General features: G+C 68.6%; 18 protein-coding genes. 10 read left to right on the top strand and 8 right to left on the bottom strand.

What is annotated here, in order from left to right:
* The coding region (locus tag AC1Q5B_RS06640) for an L-serine ammonia-lyase, iron-sulfur-dependent, subunit alpha (protein ID WP_492630915.1) at positions 1-153 on the top strand (153 nt) is incomplete at its 5' end.
* A gap of 50 nt (positions 154-203) precedes the next feature.
* On the top strand, positions 204-1,520 hold the full coding sequence (locus AC1Q5B_RS06635; RefSeq protein WP_492630914.1) for a putative porin: 1,317 nt from the start codon (positions 204-206) through the stop codon (positions 1,518-1,520).
* Positions 1,521-1,639: 119 nt separating this feature from the next.
* Here AC1Q5B_RS06635 and AC1Q5B_RS06630 read toward each other — a convergent pair whose 3' ends face one another.
* The 3 genes from AC1Q5B_RS06630 to AC1Q5B_RS06620 form a co-directional block, all read right to left on the bottom strand.
* Entirely contained in the window at positions 1,640-4,690 is a 3,051-nt protein-coding gene (locus AC1Q5B_RS06630; RefSeq protein WP_492630913.1) for a sensor histidine kinase, read from the bottom strand.
* A 187-nt stretch (positions 4,691-4,877) separates the two neighbouring features.
* On the bottom strand, positions 4,878-5,855 hold the full coding sequence (locus AC1Q5B_RS06625) for an alpha/beta fold hydrolase (RefSeq protein ID WP_492630912.1): 978 nt from the start codon (positions 5,853-5,855) through the stop codon (positions 4,878-4,880).
* 94 nt (positions 5,856-5,949) lie between these two features.
* Positions 5,950-6,555 (bottom strand): response regulator, encoded by a 606-nt coding sequence (locus AC1Q5B_RS06620; protein WP_492630958.1) that lies wholly within the window; start codon positions 6,553-6,555, stop codon positions 5,950-5,952.
* A gap of 285 nt (positions 6,556-6,840) precedes the next feature.
* On the opposite strand from AC1Q5B_RS06620, the gene AC1Q5B_RS06615 reads away from it, so the two are divergent.
* Positions 6,841-7,278: a helix-turn-helix transcriptional regulator gene (locus AC1Q5B_RS06615; RefSeq protein ID WP_492630911.1), complete on the top strand. Its 438-nt coding sequence runs from the start codon at positions 6,841-6,843 to the stop codon at positions 7,276-7,278.
* A gap of 11 nt (positions 7,279-7,289) precedes the next feature.
* Positions 7,290-7,889, top strand: coding sequence for an NAD(P)H:quinone oxidoreductase (gene wrbA / locus AC1Q5B_RS06610; RefSeq protein ID WP_492630910.1), 600 nt, complete (start codon positions 7,290-7,292; stop codon positions 7,887-7,889).
* Between the two features lie 16 nt (positions 7,890-7,905).
* Here the strand turns inward: wrbA and mobA are convergent, their stop codons facing one another.
* Positions 7,906-8,472: a molybdenum cofactor guanylyltransferase gene (gene mobA, locus AC1Q5B_RS06605; protein WP_492630909.1), complete on the bottom strand. Its 567-nt coding sequence runs from the start codon at positions 8,470-8,472 to the stop codon at positions 7,906-7,908.
* Positions 8,457-9,701: a molybdopterin molybdotransferase MoeA gene (locus AC1Q5B_RS06600; RefSeq protein ID WP_492630908.1), complete on the bottom strand. Its 1,245-nt coding sequence runs from the start codon at positions 9,699-9,701 to the stop codon at positions 8,457-8,459. The genes mobA and AC1Q5B_RS06600 overlap by 16 nt, the downstream gene beginning before the upstream one ends.
* Before the next feature lie 167 nt (positions 9,702-9,868).
* On the opposite strand from AC1Q5B_RS06600, the gene azu reads away from it, so the two are divergent.
* The gene (gene azu, locus AC1Q5B_RS06595) at positions 9,869-10,324 is read left to right on the top strand and encodes an azurin (protein WP_492630907.1); all 456 of its coding nucleotides are present in this window, start codon (positions 9,869-9,871) and stop codon (positions 10,322-10,324) included.
* 45 nt (positions 10,325-10,369) lie between these two features.
* Here the strand turns inward: azu and cydX are convergent, their stop codons facing one another.
* Genes cydX through AC1Q5B_RS06580 form a run of 3 tightly spaced genes read right to left on the bottom strand, consistent with a single transcriptional unit; the run spans position 10,370 to position 13,224 of the window.
* A complete protein-coding gene (gene cydX, locus AC1Q5B_RS06590; protein ID WP_492630906.1) occupies positions 10,370-10,486 on the bottom strand; it encodes a cytochrome bd-I oxidase subunit CydX in 117 nt (38 codons plus the stop codon).
* Positions 10,487-10,496: 10 nt separating this feature from the next.
* Complete coding sequence (cydB, locus tag AC1Q5B_RS06585; protein ID WP_492630905.1) at positions 10,497-11,642, bottom strand: cytochrome d ubiquinol oxidase subunit II; 1,146 nt, start codon at positions 11,640-11,642, stop codon at positions 10,497-10,499.
* Between the two features lie 13 nt (positions 11,643-11,655).
* Positions 11,656-13,224 (bottom strand): cytochrome ubiquinol oxidase subunit I, encoded by a 1,569-nt coding sequence (locus AC1Q5B_RS06580; RefSeq protein WP_492630904.1) that lies wholly within the window; start codon positions 13,222-13,224, stop codon positions 11,656-11,658.
* A gap of 209 nt (positions 13,225-13,433) precedes the next feature.
* Here AC1Q5B_RS06580 and ccoN point away from each other — a divergent pair, with 209 nt between their 5' ends.
* The 5 genes from ccoN to AC1Q5B_RS06555 are packed head-to-tail and all read left to right on the top strand — an operon-like array spanning position 13,434 to position 16,875.
* The gene (ccoN, locus tag AC1Q5B_RS06575) at positions 13,434-14,873 is read left to right on the top strand and encodes a cytochrome-c oxidase, cbb3-type subunit I (protein ID WP_492630903.1); all 1,440 of its coding nucleotides are present in this window, start codon (positions 13,434-13,436) and stop codon (positions 14,871-14,873) included.
* Between the two features lie 12 nt (positions 14,874-14,885).
* Positions 14,886-15,506 carry a cytochrome-c oxidase, cbb3-type subunit II gene (gene ccoO, locus AC1Q5B_RS06570; RefSeq protein ID WP_492630902.1) on the top strand — a complete coding sequence of 207 codons (621 nt, stop codon included), beginning with the start codon at positions 14,886-14,888 and terminating at the stop codon, positions 15,504-15,506.
* 3 nt (positions 15,507-15,509) lie between these two features.
* Positions 15,510-15,650: a cbb3-type cytochrome oxidase subunit 3 gene (locus AC1Q5B_RS06565; protein ID WP_093303618.1), complete on the top strand. Its 141-nt coding sequence runs from the start codon at positions 15,510-15,512 to the stop codon at positions 15,648-15,650.
* Positions 15,647-16,582 carry a cytochrome-c oxidase, cbb3-type subunit III gene (gene ccoP / locus AC1Q5B_RS06560; RefSeq protein ID WP_492630901.1) on the top strand — a complete coding sequence of 312 codons (936 nt, stop codon included), beginning with the start codon at positions 15,647-15,649 and terminating at the stop codon, positions 16,580-16,582. The genes AC1Q5B_RS06565 and ccoP overlap by 4 nt, the downstream gene beginning before the upstream one ends.
* Positions 16,579-16,875, top strand: coding sequence for a hypothetical protein (locus AC1Q5B_RS06555; protein WP_492630900.1), 297 nt, complete (start codon positions 16,579-16,581; stop codon positions 16,873-16,875). Before ccoP ends, AC1Q5B_RS06555 begins: the two co-directional genes overlap by 4 nt.
* Positions 16,876-16,927 lie beyond the last annotated feature (52 nt).

Raw genomic sequence — 16,927 nt, 5'->3', positions numbered from 1 at the left:
AACGCCAGCCGCATGGCCATGCGCGGCGATGGCAAGCACAAGGTCAGCCTGGACAAGGTGATCAAGACCATGCGCGATACCGGCCGCGACATGCAGGACAAGTACAAGGAAACCAGCCGCGGCGGGCTGGCCGTCAACGTCATCGAGTGTTGAACGTCGTCCGCCCCTTCACGCATCGACATCCGCACGTCACGAGGCATCCCATGATTGCATGCAACCCACTTCGTCGCTTCCCCGTCTCTACGCTCGCGCTGGCATTCGCCTGCGCCGGTGTCGCGCCGGCGTTCGCACAGACGACCGCAGAGAACGCCGAGGTCCTGAAGCAGATCGCCGCACTGCGCGAGCAGCAGGCGCAGATCGCCCAGCTGCAACAGCAGAACGAAGCGGCGCTGCGTGCACTGGAAGCACGGCTCGGTGTGGCCAGCGCACCTGCGCCCGAACAGAGCGCCACGCCGGCTGCACCCGTGGCCTCGGCGACCCCAGCCGCGCCCAGCGCGCTGGACCGCCTCAAGGTCACCGGCGACTTCCGACTGCGCAGCCAGCACGACCGCTCCGATGACGATGCCCGCGACCGCACCAGCGGACAGGTGCGCGCACGGCTGGGGGCGACTTATGCGGTCAATGACCGCGTCACCGTCGGCGGCCGCGTGGTCACCGGCGACAATGACGATCCCAACAGCTCCGACGTGCAGCTCTCCAACTGGGATGACGACTTCACCATCAGTCTCGATCTGGCCTATGCCCAGCTCAACTTCGGCGACCTGAAGCTCTACGGCGGCAAGTTCCCCCAGCCCTTCGCCCGCACCGACCTGGTCTGGGACGGCGACGTCAATCCGCAGGGCCTGGGCGCGACCTACAAACACGCGCTGGGCAACGGCGGTGCGCTGCGCGCCAACGGCCTGTTCTTCGTCGTCGATGAACGCGCAGGTGACTCCGACAGCACCATGGGCGGGGTGCAGCTGGGGTACGACTCCCCGGCCTTGGGCGGCTTCAAGTACGACCTCTCCGGTGCCTACTACCGCTACAGCCTGGGCAGCGTCGCCGGCGCGGACGCGGGCGACTGGCGGACCAACCGGCTCAATCCCGACGGCACCTTCCTGTCCGACTACGAGCTGGCCAACCTGCTGGTCGGCGCGACCTGGCAGGGCGCCAGCGAGAAGTGGCCGGTGCGCGTGGTCGGCGACTACGTGAAGAACCTGGGCGCCATCGACGACCAGGACACCGGCTACGGCATCGACGTCAGCCTGGGCCGGGCCAGCAAGCCGGGCGACTGGCGCTTCACCTATGGCTATTCGCAGACCGATGTCGATGCGGTGCTCTCGGCCTTTTCGCACGACAACATCGGCATCGCCACCAACTACAAGCTGCACGCCTTCACGGTGGACTACACGCCGATGCCCAAGACGATGCTCAGCGCCATCTGGTACCACTACAAGCCCAACGACCCGGCCTACGCCGGCAGCAACGCACCCAACGACTGGCTCGACCGCATCCGGCTGTTCTTCCTGGTGAATTTCTAGGTCCCGCCGCTATAGCTCGCGAACATTGAGCCAGGCTTCCAGGGCCGGCTTGGCCAGGATGTCGTCGTCGCGGTCGAACTCGGCGTCGGCGAACTTCAACGTCCGGGCTTCCTTGGTCGTCACCGACGTCGTGTCCGGCGCCTGAAAAGCTGCCGCCAGCCCCTTGCCACCGGTGGGGGGTCGCGGAAAGCCACGTCTCCAGGTACGCGCAGCACCACATCGGTGCCTGCGCCTGCGATGGAATGCAGGTCGAGCGTGGCCCCCACACGCTGTGCGCGCTCACGCATGCCCGCCAGGCCCCAATGGCCGCTCCGGCTGCCCGCGTGGAGGATCTCGCGCGGAATCCCGACACCGTCGTCGCGTATGCGGACGATCAGCACGTCCGTCGCATAGACCAGCTCGATCGCCACGTGGCCTGCACGCGCGTGCTGGAACGCGTTGAGCACCGCTTCGCGCGCGATGCGATACACCTCGTCGCACACCAGCGGATCGAGTGACCGCGCGTCGCCGTCCACGACCATGCGCAGGTCGGCGGCATGGTCGGGCACCAGTTCCTCGCCCAGCTCGGCGAGCATGTCCGGCAGATCGCCGGGGAGTGGCGCCCGCAGATCGAGCACGCGATCGCGCGCCTCCCCCATCACGTCGTCCGCACGCTGGAGCACGCGCTCCATCGCCGCATGCGAGGGCGCCTCCCTGCCGAGGGATTCGGCGACGGCATGGAAACGCAGGATCAGTCCCTGCACGCTCTGGATCAGCGTGTCGTGCAGCTCGCGGGCGATCCGCTCGCGCTCGCGGTGACGCTCCTGCAGGCGCTCGCGGATCTGCGCCGACAGCTGGCGCAGGCGCAGCAGGTAGGCGATCCACACCAGCGAGACGCCCAGTACGATGCACAGCACCCGGAACCAGAACGTCTGGTAGTAGCGTGGCGCGATGACGAGCGGGAGCGACGCGCCCACCTCGTTCCATACGCCATCGTTGTTGGCGGCGATCACGCGGAAGACGTAGCGACCGGGGCCGGGGTCGTTGTAGAACGCCGTGCGGCGCGTGCCCGCCTCCTGCCAGCCGTCGTCGTAGCCCTCCAGCGTGTAGCGGAAGCGCACGCGTTCAGGGATCGACAGGCTCAGGGCGGTGTAGGCGATCTGCAGGTTGCGCGTGCCGGGGGGCAGCTGCAGCAGGCCGCCGCCCACGGGATGCGGGCGGTCGTCGGCGGTCACGGACAGTACCGTTACCGGTGGGGGTACGGGATTGCGCCGGATCGCCCCCGGGTCGATCGAGACCACACCGCTGGTGGTGGAGAACCACACGCGTCCGCCGCGTCCCTCCACCGCGGTCGGAATGGGTCGGAACTGGGCCGGCACGCCGGGCATGCCGTCGAGGAAATCGAACTGCTCGTATACCGGTGCGTCGGCATCGAACAGGTGCCGCAGGTCCGCAGCCTTCACGTGCAGGACGCCGCGCGCGCCGTTCAGCCACAGGTCGCCGGCCCGTGTCTGCACGATGCCGGTGATGCCGCGGAACGGGCTGTCGGCTGGCATGCGCAGCATCCGCACCCTGCCTTGCGCGTGGAGCGCCAGCCCACGTTCGCCGCCGATCCAGATGCCGCCCTCCCGACGCTCCACCAGCGCGGTGACGTTGCCGACGTCCAGCCCGTCCGCCCGGCCGATCGCCTGCACCGTATCGCCGCGCATCACCGCGATCTGGTCGCGCGCATAGCCCATCCACAGCGCGCCGTCGGCCGCCGACAGGAGCACCAGGGGCGACGAGCCGGGCGGCAGTCCCTTGCGTCCCCGCACTTGCTGCCAGCGCCCGTGCTGCAGGCGATGGATGCCGGGCGTGTTCAACGACACCCAAAGCACGCCGTCCGCGTCGTGCGCCATGGCCTGCACACCCGAGTAGCCGGACACCGGCAGCGGCGTCACCGGCGCCAGCGTGCCGCTGCGCCATGTCCATAGACCGCCCGGTCCGCCCAGCCATACCGTGCCGTCGCGATCACGGTGCGCGGCGGTGAGGGGCGGCGGCAGACCGAGAGGGCGCCGGTGCGCGCCGTCCAGTTCCATCAGCGGCTGGTTGCGGCTGCCGGCGAGCAGGGTCCCGTCGGGTTCGGCCACGATCGCGAAGTCCTGCGCACCGTCCGGCAGCATGGCGGGAACGACGTTGGTGTGCCGGAAACGGTCCAGGCCACGGCTGCTGCCGACCCATACCGTGCCTTCGCGGTCCTCCAGCACCGGCAACAGGTAGTCGGCACTGAGGCCGTCATCCTGGCGAAAGGATTCGAACGCGGCATCCGCGGACGCCGGCAGCGACGGTTGCGCCAGGCGACGCACGCCTTCCCCCATCGTCGTCGCCCACAGCGTGCCGTCGCGGTCGAACAGCAGGCCGGCCGACGGCGAGGCCAGGGCACGCGTGGAGACGGCGCCGTCGAGCGGCAACTGGCGCACGCCGCCTTCGTTCTCCGCGATCCAGAGTCCGCCGTCCGGTGCCTGCGCGATCTGGCTGATGCGGCCGACGGGAACATCGAGCGCCTCGAAAGCCTGCGCGCCCTTGCGCAGGCGGGCGATACCGACGTCGCTGGCCAGCCACAACGTGCCGTCGCGATCGGTGAACAGCGTGCGCGCCTGCGCGCCGGGCACACGCCAGTCGCCTTCGGCGCGATACCAGCGCCCATTGTGCAGGTACACCAGTCCGCTGAACGTGGCCGCCCACAGGCGGCCGTCCGCACCGTGCGCGAAGCGGAACACGGTACTGGTGGGCAGGCCCTGCGCCTCGCCGTAATGGGTCAGGCGGCCGTCGCGCAGGAACGACACCGCGCCATAGCGGAAACCGATCCAGAGACCACCGTCGGCGGTGGCGTACAGCGTGGAAATGCTGGTGGCCGGAAAGGCCTGCGTGCCGGGCGGCTCGTAGCGCTCGAACCGCACGCCATCGAACCGGAACAGCCCGACCTGCGTGGCCAGCCACAGGTAGCCATCATCGGTCTGCGCCAAGGCGGTGATCTGTCCCGGCGCGCCCTCCTTCACCGTCCAGGCCGTGTGGTGGAACTGGGCGATCTGCCGCTGCGGATCCAGCGCATGCGCGAACGGCATCGAGAGCAGCAGGCACAGCCCGATCAGCCACGGGCCGAGCCCGCGCCGGCATGCGGTTCTGGACTTCCTGCTGCGCGCGCTGGACACCCTGCCCCCTGGTGAGCTGTCGATCCGCCCGCGCCGTTCCCCCTCGGCACGCGACGCATCAACTCACTTTAACCGAGGCGGTGCCGGGCAAGGGCCATCACGCCTCGTCGCCCGGGGCGACGACGCGCCCCGATGCAGGGTGGTCCGCAACCTGGCCCGCTGCGCCATCCCTGTCGCGGCGGGAGGATCAGGCCGATGCGAACGCCAGCAGATCGGTGTTGAGCTGTTCGCGGCTGGTGTCGCCCAGCGAATGCGAACCGCCGGGATAGATCTTCAGCGTGGCGCCCGGCACCCGCTTGACCGACAGCTTCGCCGAGGCGTCGATCGGCACGATCTGGTCGTCGCTGCCGTGGATGATCAGCGTGGGCACGTCGAACTTCTTCAGGTCTTCGGTGAAGTCGGTTTCCGAAAACGCCTTGATGCAGTCGTACGCGTTCTTGAAGCCGGACTGCATGCCCTGCGTCCACCATGCGCGGATGTTGCCCTCGGACACCTTGGCGCCGGGACGGTTGTAGCCGAAGAAGGGACCGCTGGCGACATCGAGGAAGAACTGCGCGCGGTCGGCAAGGTAGGCCTGGCGGAAACCGTCGAACACCGACATCGGCAGGCCACCGGGATTGGCGTCGGTCTTCAGCATGATCGGCGGCACCGCGCCCATCAGCACGGCCTTCTTCACGCGCCTGGTGCCGTGGCGGCCGATGTAGCGCGCGACTTCGCCACCGCCGGTCGAGTGGCCGATCATCACCACGTCCTTGACGCCCAGGTGCTCGAACAACTGTTCGAGATCGTCGGCGTAGGTATCCATGTCGTTGCCGTTCCAGGGCTGGCTGGAACGGCCATGGCCGCGCCGGTCGTGGGCGATGCAGCGGAAGCCGTTGCTGGCGAGATGGAAGATCTGCGGGTCCCACGCATCGGCGCTGAGCGGCCAGCCATGACTGAAGGAGACCACGGGCCCCTTGCCCCAGTCCTTGTACCAGATCGTCGTGCCGTCTTTGGTGGTGAAGGTGGCCATGCGTCGTTCCTCGTGAGGGAGGGTGGAAGAAGAAGGTCCGGCGGCCGCGATCGGCAGCGCCGGAAGCGCGGCGAACGCGGCGGTGGCCGCGCCGGCGATGACCAGGCGGCGGCGTTGCGGATCGGCGGGTCGGTGATTTTCGGGACTGCGCATCGCGATGTTGCGCCTGTGGTCGTGGAGACCGCGTCAGCGTGCGCCCGCCCCCGCGCATCGCGATTGCACATCCGTGCGCTACGCGGCGCATCGATCAGAGCTGGATGATGCCGCGCTTGATCGCGATGGTGACCGCATGCGTACGGTCGTTGGCGCCCAGCTTGGACAGGATGCTCTTCATGTGCGCCTTGACCGTCTCTTCCGAGATGCCGAGGTTGCGCGCGACCCGCTTGTTCGCGTTGCCCTCGGCCACCTGGCGCAGCACGTCGGTCTCGCGTCCGCTCAGGCCGTCGTCGCCCACGTGCGCCGCCAGGTTCTCCGCGATCTCCGGCGGCACCCGGTGGCCGCCCGCGTGCACCGCGCGGATGGTGTCCACCAGTTCCCGGCGCAGCATGCTCTTCAACAGGTAGCCGTGCGCGCCGGCACGCAGTGCGCGCAAGGCCTGCACATCGCCCTGGTAGGTGGTCAGCACCACGATGCGCGCCATCGGGTCCTGATCGCGGATGGCGCGGATCGCGGTGAGGCCGTCCATCCCCGGCATCTGCAGGTCCATCAGCACCACGTCGGGCCGCAGCGACGCGTACAGCGCGACCGCTTCGCCGCCCTCGGTGGCCTCCGCTTCCACGCGCATGTCAGGCTGCGTACCGAGCACGGCGGCGATGCCTTCGCGCAGCAGGGGATGATCGTCGACGACGAGCACCCGGATCGTGCCGTCGGACGCGGACAGGCTGGCGATGGCAGGAGCATCCACGGGCGCGGGACCAGACGAAGTGCCGGCCACGATACCGCGTGCCGCTGTCCGGCGCGAAGCCGGATGCCGGGGAAGCGCGCAAGGCGCGGACGGACGGCAGCATGCCCTCCCCCGATCGGGTGAGGCGACGGCTACGCCGATTGGGGTATCGATGTCGCACCGGCCCGCGCATCGTGGACGAAGGGGACCACGCGGCGCGCCAAGCGCACGCCACACATCGGACACGATGCCGCCATGCCTGCCTGCCAGGAACGCCACCTGACCGGTCCGCGCGCTGCCGCGGGCCTCAACGAACGCGCCTTCCAGCGTGCGGATGCCTTCATCCTGCACAACCTGGGCAAGAACTTCACGCTCGCCGAAATCGCCTCGGCCGCCTGCGTCAGCCGCTTCCATTTCGCGCGCCAGTTCCGCCAGCGCATGGGGTGCAGCCCGATGGCCTACGTGATGCGGTTGCGGCTGGAACGCGCGAAGGAAATGCTCGCGCGCGGCGACCAGCGCATCGCCGACACTGCGGCGGCACTGGGGTTCTACGACCAGAGCCACTTCACCCGGACCTTCCGGCGCGCGACCGGCGTATCGCCGCGCGCGTTCTCGCGCCAGTGCCATCACACCGGCACGACGGGGGCGGCGCGCACACTGCGCCTTCCCGAACCCGCACACGCGCATCCCTGAGGAGACCCGCGATGGCCAGGATCCTGGTGCTGTACTACTCCGCCTACGGGCATATCGAAACGATGGCGCAGGCGGTCGCCGAAGGCGCGACCGGCGCGGGCGCGCAGGTCGACATCAAGCGCGTGCCGGAGCTGGTGCCTGAGGACGTGGCGCGCGCGTCGCACTACAAGCTGGACCAGCCCGCGCCGGTCGCCACCATCGCGGAACTGGCGGATTACGACGCCATCATCGTCGGCACCGGCACGCGTTTCGGCCGCATGAGCTCGCAGATGGCGAACTTCCTCGACCAGGCCGGCGGCCTGTGGGCACGCGGCGCCCTGCACGGCAAGGTCGGCGCGGCATTCACGTCCACCGCCACCCAGCACGGCGGCCAGGAAACCACGCTGTTCTCGATCATCACCAACCTGCTGCATTTCGGCATGGTGATCGTCGGGCTGGACTACGGCCATGCCGGGCAGATGACGCTGGACGAGATCACCGGCGGCTCGCCGTACGGCGCCAGCACCATCGCCGGCGGCGATGGCGCAAGGCAGCCCTCGGAGAACGAGTTGAAGGGCGCGCGCTACCAGGGCCGCGTGGTCGCGGAGACCGCGATCAAGCTGCACGGCTGATCCGCACGGCGGCCCCTCAGCGCAACGCGTCGAGGGCCGCCCAGTCTTCCGGCGTGTTGCAGTTGCGCAGCACCGCCTGCCACGGCGCTGCGGGCAGGTGCATGGCCTGCAACCGTTCCTGCAACGCACGCAACGATCGCCCACGCTCCCCGCGCGCGCCGACCTCCCGCATCACGGCACGCACGCCGTCATCGAGGCGAAGCGCCATCGGCAACGGGTGGTCCGCCACGCACGCGCACGCCGCGTCGACCGACAGCAAGGCATGCACCAGCGCCACCGGCAGCAGCGGCATGTCAATCGGCGCCACCAGCCACGCCCCATCGTGCAGCTGCGGCGCGAGCTGCGCCAACGCGCCCATCGGGCCGGTATCCGGCTGCGCGTCGGGCACACCGCCGAGATCGGGGCGGTCGCCACTGACGACGACCTGCGCCGCGCCCGCCTCTACCAGGCGCGCATGCATATGCGCCAGCAGCGTGCCCTCGCCCCATGGCAGCAAGGCCTTGTCGCTCCCCATGCGCGACGAGCGCCCCCCGGCGAGCAGCACCGCACACCATGCCGACGACGACATCAGGGGACGCTCCATGTCGGCGGATGCAGATGACCCGAGCCATGCACCTGCACGCGCGCGCCGGCGTCGACATGGTCCGGTTCCGTCGGCAGCGTGATCCATACCGACGACTGCGAGAAAGGCAGCAGGCGGAACGAGGCTTGCGCCTCGGCGACGCACGCCTGCAGCCGGCCTTCGTCATCGCCGCGCAGCGTGCCGTGGAACATGGCAAGCAGACCCGCGCGCTTCCGGCATGCGCTCGCCAGCGGCAGCCAGCGTTCGGGTTCGGGCGCCATGCCCAGCCATGCGCGCAGCAGCGGTTCGACCAGGAAGCGGAAGCCGACCGCGGTCGACAGCGGATTGCCCGGCAGGCCAACGAACATCGCGCCCTCGCGCAGGCGCGCGGCCAGGACAGGCTTGCCGGGCCGCATCGCCACGCCATGGAACAGCGGCTCGGCGTCGCGCGCGGCCAGGGCGGCGGGGACGAAGTCGTATACGCCTTTCGATACCGCCCCCGTGCTCAGCACCAGGTCGGCGCCGTCGGCGGACGCGGCCTCCAGCGCGCGCTGGAACCGTGCGACGTCGTCGCCGACGCGCACGACGCGGATGAGGTCGGCGCCCGCCGCGGCGGCCACCGCTGCCAGATACGGCGAGGTCGCGTCGTGGATGCCGCCCGGCGGCAGCGGTTCGCCGGTCGCCACGATCTCGCGCCCCGTCGCCACCAGCGTCACGCGTGGACGACGCGCCACTTCGACCGTGTCGATACCGGCGCCGGCCAGCACCATCAGTCGAGCGGCATCCACGACCGAGCCCCTCCGCAGCAGCACTTGGCCCGGCCGCACATCCTCGCCGCGGCGCCGGATGTTCGCCTCCGGCCATGCGTCGGCCAGCAGGCGCACGCGCGCTCGGCCCGGGCCCGGCGACGGCACGGCCTCGATGCATTCCACCGGCACGATGGTGTCGGCGTGCGCAGGCAGCGGCGCGCCCGTCATGATCTCCCACGCAATGCCGGCGTCCCGCGGTGCCGGTTCGCCGGCACCGATGCGCGCGGCGATGTCCCACTCGCTTCCCGCCCGCAACGTCCCGCCGGAAGACGCCAGCGCCACGCCATCCACGGCGGCATTGTCGAACGGCGGCAGCGCGTGCGTACCCACGGCATCGTCTGCCAGCACGCGACCGCACGCATCGGCCAGCACGACCCGCTGCGTCCCGCGTCGGCACGCGCCATCCACCAGTCGTGCCACTGCCTCGCGATAGCCGATCACGGCACGTCCCTCCCTGTACCCGTTCGACACCAGCCTAGTGTCGGTGGAAGGCAAAGCCAAACGCGGGATCGCCGAGGCCCATCCCGCCGACTGATCCAGATCAAGGCGACACCGGTGGGGCCGTGATGACATGGCGCTCCTTCCGCCGTTTCGACCAGGAGTACCCCATGACGCTCGCCCGTACCTTCGCCGCCATCGCCCTGCTCAGCGCCACCGGCATGGCGCAGGCCGCCAGCCAATGCACCGTCAGCCTCAAGGGCGACGACGCGATGAAGTTCGACCTGAAGGAAGCCACCGTCTCCGCCGGTTGTCCGACCATCACCATCGAACTGACCCACGCCGGCAAGCTGCCGGTCACCGCGATGGGCCACAACGTGGTGGTGGCGAAGACCGCCGACGTGGCCGGCGTCGCGCGCGACGGCATGAAGGCCGGCGCCGCCGGCGCCTACGTGCAGGCCAACGACGCGCGCGTCATCGCGCATACCACGCTGGTGGGCGGCGGACAGAAGACCAGGATCACCTTCCCCGGCAAGAAACTCACCGCCGGCGGCGACTACAGCTTCTTCTGCAGCTTCCCCGGCCACGCCACGCTGATGAAGGGCAAGCTGGTCGTCACCCGATAAGCCGACGTCCACGGCGCTGCATGCGACCGGGCGACACCGGCCGGGTCAGGACTCCCGGTGCGTGGCGTCGCGGTCGTTTTCGCGCATCTCGTACCACATCCCGTTGAGGATGGCGAAGCTCGCGGCGAGGCCGGCGCCCAGGATCCAGCTGAAGTACCACATGGGATGCTCCTCAGTATGCGTTGGGGTTGCGGCCCATGCCGTCCTGGTCGACCTTGCCGCGCAGCACGCGGAAGACCCAGGCGGTGTAGAGCAGGACGATGGGCAGGAAGAAGGCCGTGGCCAGCAGCATGATGAAGAGCGTCATGTGGCTGGACGACGCATCCCAGAGGGTCAGGCTGGAGCCCGGCTGCGTCGATGACGGCAGCAGGAACGGGAAGGCCGCCACGCCCTCGGTCAGGATGATCCCGATGATGCTGGCCGACGAGGCGAGGAACGCCAGCCCGGCGCGGCCGGCACGCAGCAGCCATGCGCTGGCCAGCGCGCCGGCGACGCCGATGACCGGCAGCAGCCAGCTCAGCGGCCAGCGCGCGTAGTTCTCCATCCATGCGCCGGGTTGCGCCACCACGACCTTCGCCAGCGGATTGGACGCGCCCGCGGGATCCATCGCGACCTGCAACGCATAACCGTCGAGGCGCGCCACCCACACGCCGCCGAGCACGAACAGCAGGGCGGTGGCCAGCGCCGCGATGCTGCCGTAGCGCCGGGCGCGCGCGGCGATCTCGCCGGACGTCTTCATCGCCAGCATGCCGGCACCGTGCATCACCAGCATCGCCACGCTGACCAGGCCGCACAGCAGCGCGAACGGCGTCAGCAGTCCGAACAGTCCGCCTTCGTAGAAGATGCGCAGCGTGTCGTCGAAGTGGAACGGCACGCCGAGCAGCACGTTGCCCATCGCCACCCCGAACACCAGCGCCGGCACCAGCCCGCTGACGAACAGCGCCCAGTCCCATGCCGCCCGCCAGCGCGGATCGGGGACCTTGCTGCGGAACTTGAAGCCGACCGGCCGCAGGATCAGCGCGAACAGGATCAGGAACATCGCGAGATAGAACCCGGAGAAGCTGACCGCGTACAGCGGCGGGAACGCCGCGAAGATCGCGCCGCCTCCAAGGATCAGCCACACCTGGTTGCCTTCCCACACCGGGCCGATGACGTTCAGCACGATGCGGCGCTCCTCGTCGGTGCGCGCCACGGCGGGCAGCAGCGTCGCCACGCCCAGGTCGAAGCCGTCCATCACCGCGAAGCCGATCAGCAGGATGCCCAGCAGCAGCCACCAGATCAGGCGCAGCGTCGCGTAGTCGAGGGGAATCGTGTCCATGCGTGGTCTCCCGTCAGCCCGCCAGGGCCGGTTGCGGTGCCGGGGCATCGGGGGCGGGCTCGGACAGATGTTCGGGCCCCTTCAGGATCAGCTTGCGCATCAGCCAGATTTCGATGATCGCCAGCACCGTGTAGACCAGCACGAAACCGGTCAGCGTGATGATGATCTGGTGCAGCTTCAGCCCGGACGCCGCCAGGAAGGTCGGCAGCACGCCGTCGATGATCCACGGTTGTCGCCCGTACTCGGCGATCAGCCAGCCGCATTCGATCGCCACCCACGGCAGCGGCAGGCTCCAGAACGCCACTTTCAGGAACCAGCGGTACCTGTCCAGCCGTTGCCGGCTGGCGAGATAGAACGCAACCGCGAAGAACGCGATGAAGTAGAAACCGAGCCCGGCCATCGCCCGGAAGCTCCAGAACAACGGCGCCACGTGCGGCACGGTGTCGTGCGCGGCGCGCACGATCTCCTCCTCGGTGGCGTTGCCGATGTCCTCGCGGTAGCGCTTCAGCAGCAGCGCGTGGCCGATGTCGCGCCAGTGCGCCTCGAACACATAGCGTGCGGTGCCGTCGTGCTTGTTGGCGCGCAGCTTCTGCAGCGCCTCGTAGCCCAGCAGGCCGTTGCGGATGCGGCCCTCGGCGCGTTCGACCAGGTCCAGGATGCCCGGCATCTCGGTATTGAACGAGCGCGTGCCGATCAGACCCATCACGTAGGGAATGTGCAGCGCGTAGTGGTTGGTCTGGGTCTTCTGGTCGGGGAGGGCGAATGCGTTGAAGCCGGCCGGCGCGGGCTCGGTCTCCCACATGGCCTCGATCGCGGCCAGCTTCATCTTCTGGTGTTCGCTGGTGGCGTAGCCGCTCTCGTCGCCCAGCACCACCACCGACAGCGCCGCGGCCAGGCCGAAACTGGCCGCCACCGCCATCGAGCGCTTGGCGAAGTCGGCGTTGCGGCCGCGCAGCAGGTAGAACGCACTGATCGCCATGACGAACACCGCACCGGTCACGTAGCCGGCCGAGACCGTATGCACGAACTTCGCCTGCGCCACCGGGTTGAAGATCACCGCCATGAAGTCGGTGATCTCCATGCGCATGGTTTCCGGATTGAAGACCGCCCCGACCGGGTTCTGCATCCAGCCATTGGCCACCAGGATCCACAGCGCGGAGAAGTTCGACCCCAGCGCCACCAGCCAGGTCACCACCAGGTGCTGCACCTTGCTCAGCTTGTCCCAGCCGAAGAAGAACAGGCCGATGAAGGTCGCTTCCAGGAAGAACGCCATCAGGCCTTCGATCGCCAGCGGCGCGCCGAAGATGTCGCCCACGTAATGGCTGTAGTAGGACCAGTTCATGCCGAACTGGAACTCCATCACGATGCCGGTGGCCACGCCCATGGCGAAATTGATGCCGAACAGCGTGCCCCAGAACAGGGTCATGCGCCGCCAGATGTCGCGCCCGGTCATGACGTAGACGCTCTCCATGATCGCGATCATGAAGGACAGCCCCAGCGTCAGCGGGACGAACAGGAAGTGGTACATCGCCGTCAGCGCGAATTGCAGACGGGACAGTTCGACGACGGTCATGTCCGGCATGGCGGTGCGGCTCCCGGGTGTCTGTCCGGGATTCTAGCCCCGTCGCGCCGCCGGCAGGGGCGACCCTCTGTCGCACCCCCCGCGCTTCCCGACATGCGGCCCCTGCACGTCGCGCGGCCGCGGCCGTCCGCCGGAGGCGGTTGATCCTGATCAATGCGGTGCGGCTGCCGGATCCCGAGAATCCGCCGTACCAGATGAGGAGAGGCCGCATGCAAGGCGTCCAGGGGACTTACAACGACAAGGTGGTGCGCCAGTTCACGGTGATGACCGTGGTCTGGGGCATCGTGGGGATGCTGGTGGGGGTGCTGATCGCCGCCCAGCTGTACTGGCCGGCCCTGAATTTCGATCTGCCGTGGCTGAGCTACGGCCGGCTGCGGCCGCTGCACACCAACGCGGTGATCTTCGCGTTCGGCGGCTGCGCGCTGTTCGCCACCAGCCTGCACGTGGTGCAGCGGACCAGCCACGTGCGGCTGCTCTCCGACAAGCTGGCCGCCTTCGTGTTCTGGGGCTGGCAGCTGGTCATCGTGCTGGCCGCGGTCACCCTGCCGCTGGGCCTGACCCAGGGCAAGGAGTACGCCGAGCTGATCTGGCCGATCGACATCCTGATCGCGGTGGTCTGGGTCGCCTACGGCGTGCTGTTCTTCGGCACCATCGCCAAGCGCGCCGTCAAGCACATCTACGTGGCGAACTGGTTCTTCGGCGCCTTCATCATCGCCGTGGCGCTGCTGCACATCGTCAACAGCCTGGCGCTGCCGAGCGGCCTGCTGCACTCCTACCCCGTCTACAGCGGCGCGGTCGACGCGATGGTGCAGTGGTGGTACGGCCACAACGCGGTGGGCTTCTTCCTGACCGCCGGTTTCCTCGGGATGATGTACTACTTCGTGCCGAAGCAGGCCGGCCGCCCGATCTACTCCTACCGCCTGTCGATCGTGCACTTCTGGGCGCTGATCGCCATCTACATGTGGGCCGGCCCGCACCACCTGCACTACACGGCGCTGCCGGACTGGGCGCAGAGCCTGGGCATGGTGTTCTCGCTGATCCTGCTGGCGCCCAGCTGGGGCGGCGCCATCAACGGCGTGATGACGCTGTCGGGCGTGTGGCACAAGCTGCGCACAGACCCGATCCTGAAGTTCCTGATCGTCTCGCTGTCGTTCTACATGATGTCGACCTTCGAAGGTCCCATGATGTCGATCAAGACGGTCAACTCGCTGAGCCACTACACCGACTGGACCATCGGCCACGTGCACGCCGGTGCGCTGGGCTGGGTGGCGATGATCACCATCGGCTCGGTCTACGCGATGCTGCCCAAGCTGCTGGGGCGCGAACAGATGTTCTCGGTCAAGGCCATCGACACGCACTTCTGGCTGCACACCCTGGGCGTGGTGTTCTACATCGCCTCGATGTGGATCGCCGGCGTGATGCAGGGCCTGATGTGGCGCGCCACCAACGCCGACGGCACGTTGACCTACAGCTTCGTCGAAGCGCTCAACGCCACCTACCCCTACTACCTGGTCCGCCTGGGCGGCGGCCTGCTGGTCTTCGTCGGCATGCTGCTGATGGCATGGAACACCTGGAAGACCTTCCAGGCCGCCAAGTCCACCGCGCCACAGCCGATCCTGCAACCCGATGCCAGCCAGGCGCGTGCCTGAGGACCTGACGACATGAGCAACGGAAACTCACACGAGAAAGTCGAGAAGAACGTCGGCCTGATGGCCGTCCTGATCGCGGTGGCGGTGTCGTTCGGCGGCCTGGCCGAGATCGTCCCGCTGATGTTCCAGGCCGAGGCGATCAAGCCGCTGGAAGGCGTGAAACCCTACCCCGCGCTGCAGCTCGCCGGCCGCGACATCTATATCCGCGAAGGCTGCTACAACTGCCACTCGCAGATGGTGCGCACGCTGCGCTTCGAGTCCGAGCGCTACGGCCATTACTCGCTGGCCGGCGAATCGGTCTACGACCGCCCGTTCCAGTGGGGCAGCAAGCGCACCGGGCCGGACCTGGCCCGCGTGGGGGGGCGTTACTCCGACGACTGGCACCGCGTGCACCTGGTCAATCCGCGCGACGTGGTGCCGGAATCGAACATGCCGTCCTTCCCGTGGCTGGAAAACGCCAAGGTCGACGGCCCCGAGGTCGCGCAGCGCATGAAGACGCTGCAGCGCATCGGCGACCCGTACACCGACGAAGAAATCAACAACGCCGCCACCGACGTGGAAGGCAAGACAGAACTGGACGCGGTGGTCGCCTACCTGCAAGGGCTGGGCAAGGCCGCACCGAGGGGAGGCTGAGCCATGGTATCGGGGATCGTGACCGGGGCACTGATCGTGCTCTTCATCGCCGGCTGGGCGTGGGCGTGGAGCCCGCGCCGCAAGGCGGATTTCGAGGATGCGGCGCGCATGCCGCTGGGTGAGGACGGGGAGAACAACCCATGAGCGCTGGCTGGATCGGTTTCATCGTCGCGCTGGTCGTACTGAACATCCTGGGCTGCGTGTGGTTGCTGTGGTGGACCGGCCGACGCCGTCCCGGCGATCCGGCGCCGGAAGACACCTCGCATGTGTGGGACGGCGACCTGACCGAGTACAACAAGCCGCTGCCGAAGTGGTGGATCAACCTGTTCTACCTGACCATCGTCTTCAGCATCGGCTACATCGCGTGGTACGGCGGCCTGGGCGTCATCCCGGGCTACGCCAAGTGGTCGTCCTCCGGCGAGCACGACCAGGTGAAGGCCGTGCAGGACAAGAAGCTGGAAGCCACCTTCGCGCCGTTCGCCAACCAGCCGATCGACGCGCTGGCCAAGGATCCGAAGGCGCTGGCGCTGGGCCGTTCGATCTTCAACAACACCTGTGCGACCTGCCATGGCTCCACCGGCCAGGGCGCGATCGGCTATCCCAACCTGACCGACGGCATCTGGCACTGGGGCGGCACGCCGGATCTGGTCCTGCAGACGGTGCTGGACGGCCGCGAAGGCGTGATGCCGGAATGGGGTACCGCGCTGACCAACATGGGCGGCCAGAACGCGGTCGACTACGTCATCGCGTACGTCAACGTGCTGGGCGATCCGCAGGACGGCATGAAGAACAACTTCATGGCCGCCCAGGGCAAGCCGCTGTACGACGGTCTCTGCGTCGCCTGCCACGGCGTGGACGGCAAGGGCAACCCGGAACTGGGCGCGCCCGACCTGACCGACGACTACTGGTTGTACGGCAACAGCAGGGACAGCCTGCGCAAGACGATCACGCAGGGACGCCATGGCGTGATGCCCGCCCACCGCGAACTGCTGGGCGAGACGCGCGCACGCCTGGTGGCCTCGTATGTCTGGTCGCTGTCGCACAAGGAAGCGCAGACGGCCACTGGCGCGCGATGACCGACTTCACCGCGCCGCGCCCCGATCATCCGCCCCGGCCGCTCGTGCAGCGCGCCGGCGCGGTGCTCTGGCCCAGCTTCTTCGCCGCCGGCATGGCGACGATGGTGTTCTTCGCCTTCGTCGACCCGCTGACGCTGCGCGACATGACCTTCCCCGACCTGGCGATCAGCCGCGAACTCGGCTACACGCTGGGCTTCTTCATGTTCTGGCTGGCGACGGCGTCCAGCAGCCTGTTCACCTGGATCCTGCTGCGTCCCGCCAGCCGCTTCAACCGCGCGCTGAAGCCGGACTAGGCCTGCGACAAACCGTCGCTCCCTCGCGCAGCCCCGCGGCGCGAGCATGACG

The organism is Pseudoxanthomonas sp. GW835-FHT14C01 (assembly GCF_058793715.1).
Note: the sequence above shows the minus strand (reverse complement) of the source record. Positions and strands in the feature narration are given on the sequence as shown.

Excerpts from the sequence above, each read along its gene's own strand:
- AC1Q5B_RS06625 (WP_492630912.1), bottom strand. The coding sequence starts at position 5,855 with ATGCGCAGTCCCGAAAATCACCGACCCGCCGATCCGCAACGCCGCCGC.
- ccoN (WP_492630903.1), top strand. The coding sequence starts at position 13,434 with ATGCAAGGCGTCCAGGGGACTTACAACGACAAGGTGGTGCGCCAGTTC.
- AC1Q5B_RS06580 (WP_492630904.1), bottom strand. The coding sequence starts at position 13,224 with ATGCCGGACATGACCGTCGTCGAACTGTCCCGTCTGCAATTCGCGCTG.
- mobA (WP_492630909.1), bottom strand. The coding sequence starts at position 8,472 with ATGGAGCGTCCCCTGATGTCGTCGTCGGCATGGTGTGCGGTGCTGCTC.
- ccoO (WP_492630902.1), top strand. The coding sequence starts at position 14,886 with ATGAGCAACGGAAACTCACACGAGAAAGTCGAGAAGAACGTCGGCCTG.
- AC1Q5B_RS06555 (WP_492630900.1), top strand. The coding sequence starts at position 16,579 with ATGACCGACTTCACCGCGCCGCGCCCCGATCATCCGCCCCGGCCGCTC.
- AC1Q5B_RS06635 (WP_492630914.1), top strand. The coding sequence starts at position 204 with ATGATTGCATGCAACCCACTTCGTCGCTTCCCCGTCTCTACGCTCGCG.
- ccoP (WP_492630901.1), top strand. The coding sequence starts at position 15,647 with ATGAGCGCTGGCTGGATCGGTTTCATCGTCGCGCTGGTCGTACTGAAC.
- AC1Q5B_RS06565 (WP_093303618.1), top strand. The coding sequence starts at position 15,510 with ATGGTATCGGGGATCGTGACCGGGGCACTGATCGTGCTCTTCATCGCC.
- cydB (WP_492630905.1), bottom strand. The coding sequence starts at position 11,642 with ATGGACACGATTCCCCTCGACTACGCGACGCTGCGCCTGATCTGGTGG.
- cydX (WP_492630906.1), bottom strand. The coding sequence starts at position 10,486 with ATGTGGTACTTCAGCTGGATCCTGGGCGCCGGCCTCGCCGCGAGCTTC.
- AC1Q5B_RS06615 (WP_492630911.1), top strand. The coding sequence starts at position 6,841 with ATGCCTGCCTGCCAGGAACGCCACCTGACCGGTCCGCGCGCTGCCGCG.
- azu (WP_492630907.1), top strand. The coding sequence starts at position 9,869 with ATGACGCTCGCCCGTACCTTCGCCGCCATCGCCCTGCTCAGCGCCACC.
- wrbA (WP_492630910.1), top strand. The coding sequence starts at position 7,290 with ATGGCCAGGATCCTGGTGCTGTACTACTCCGCCTACGGGCATATCGAA.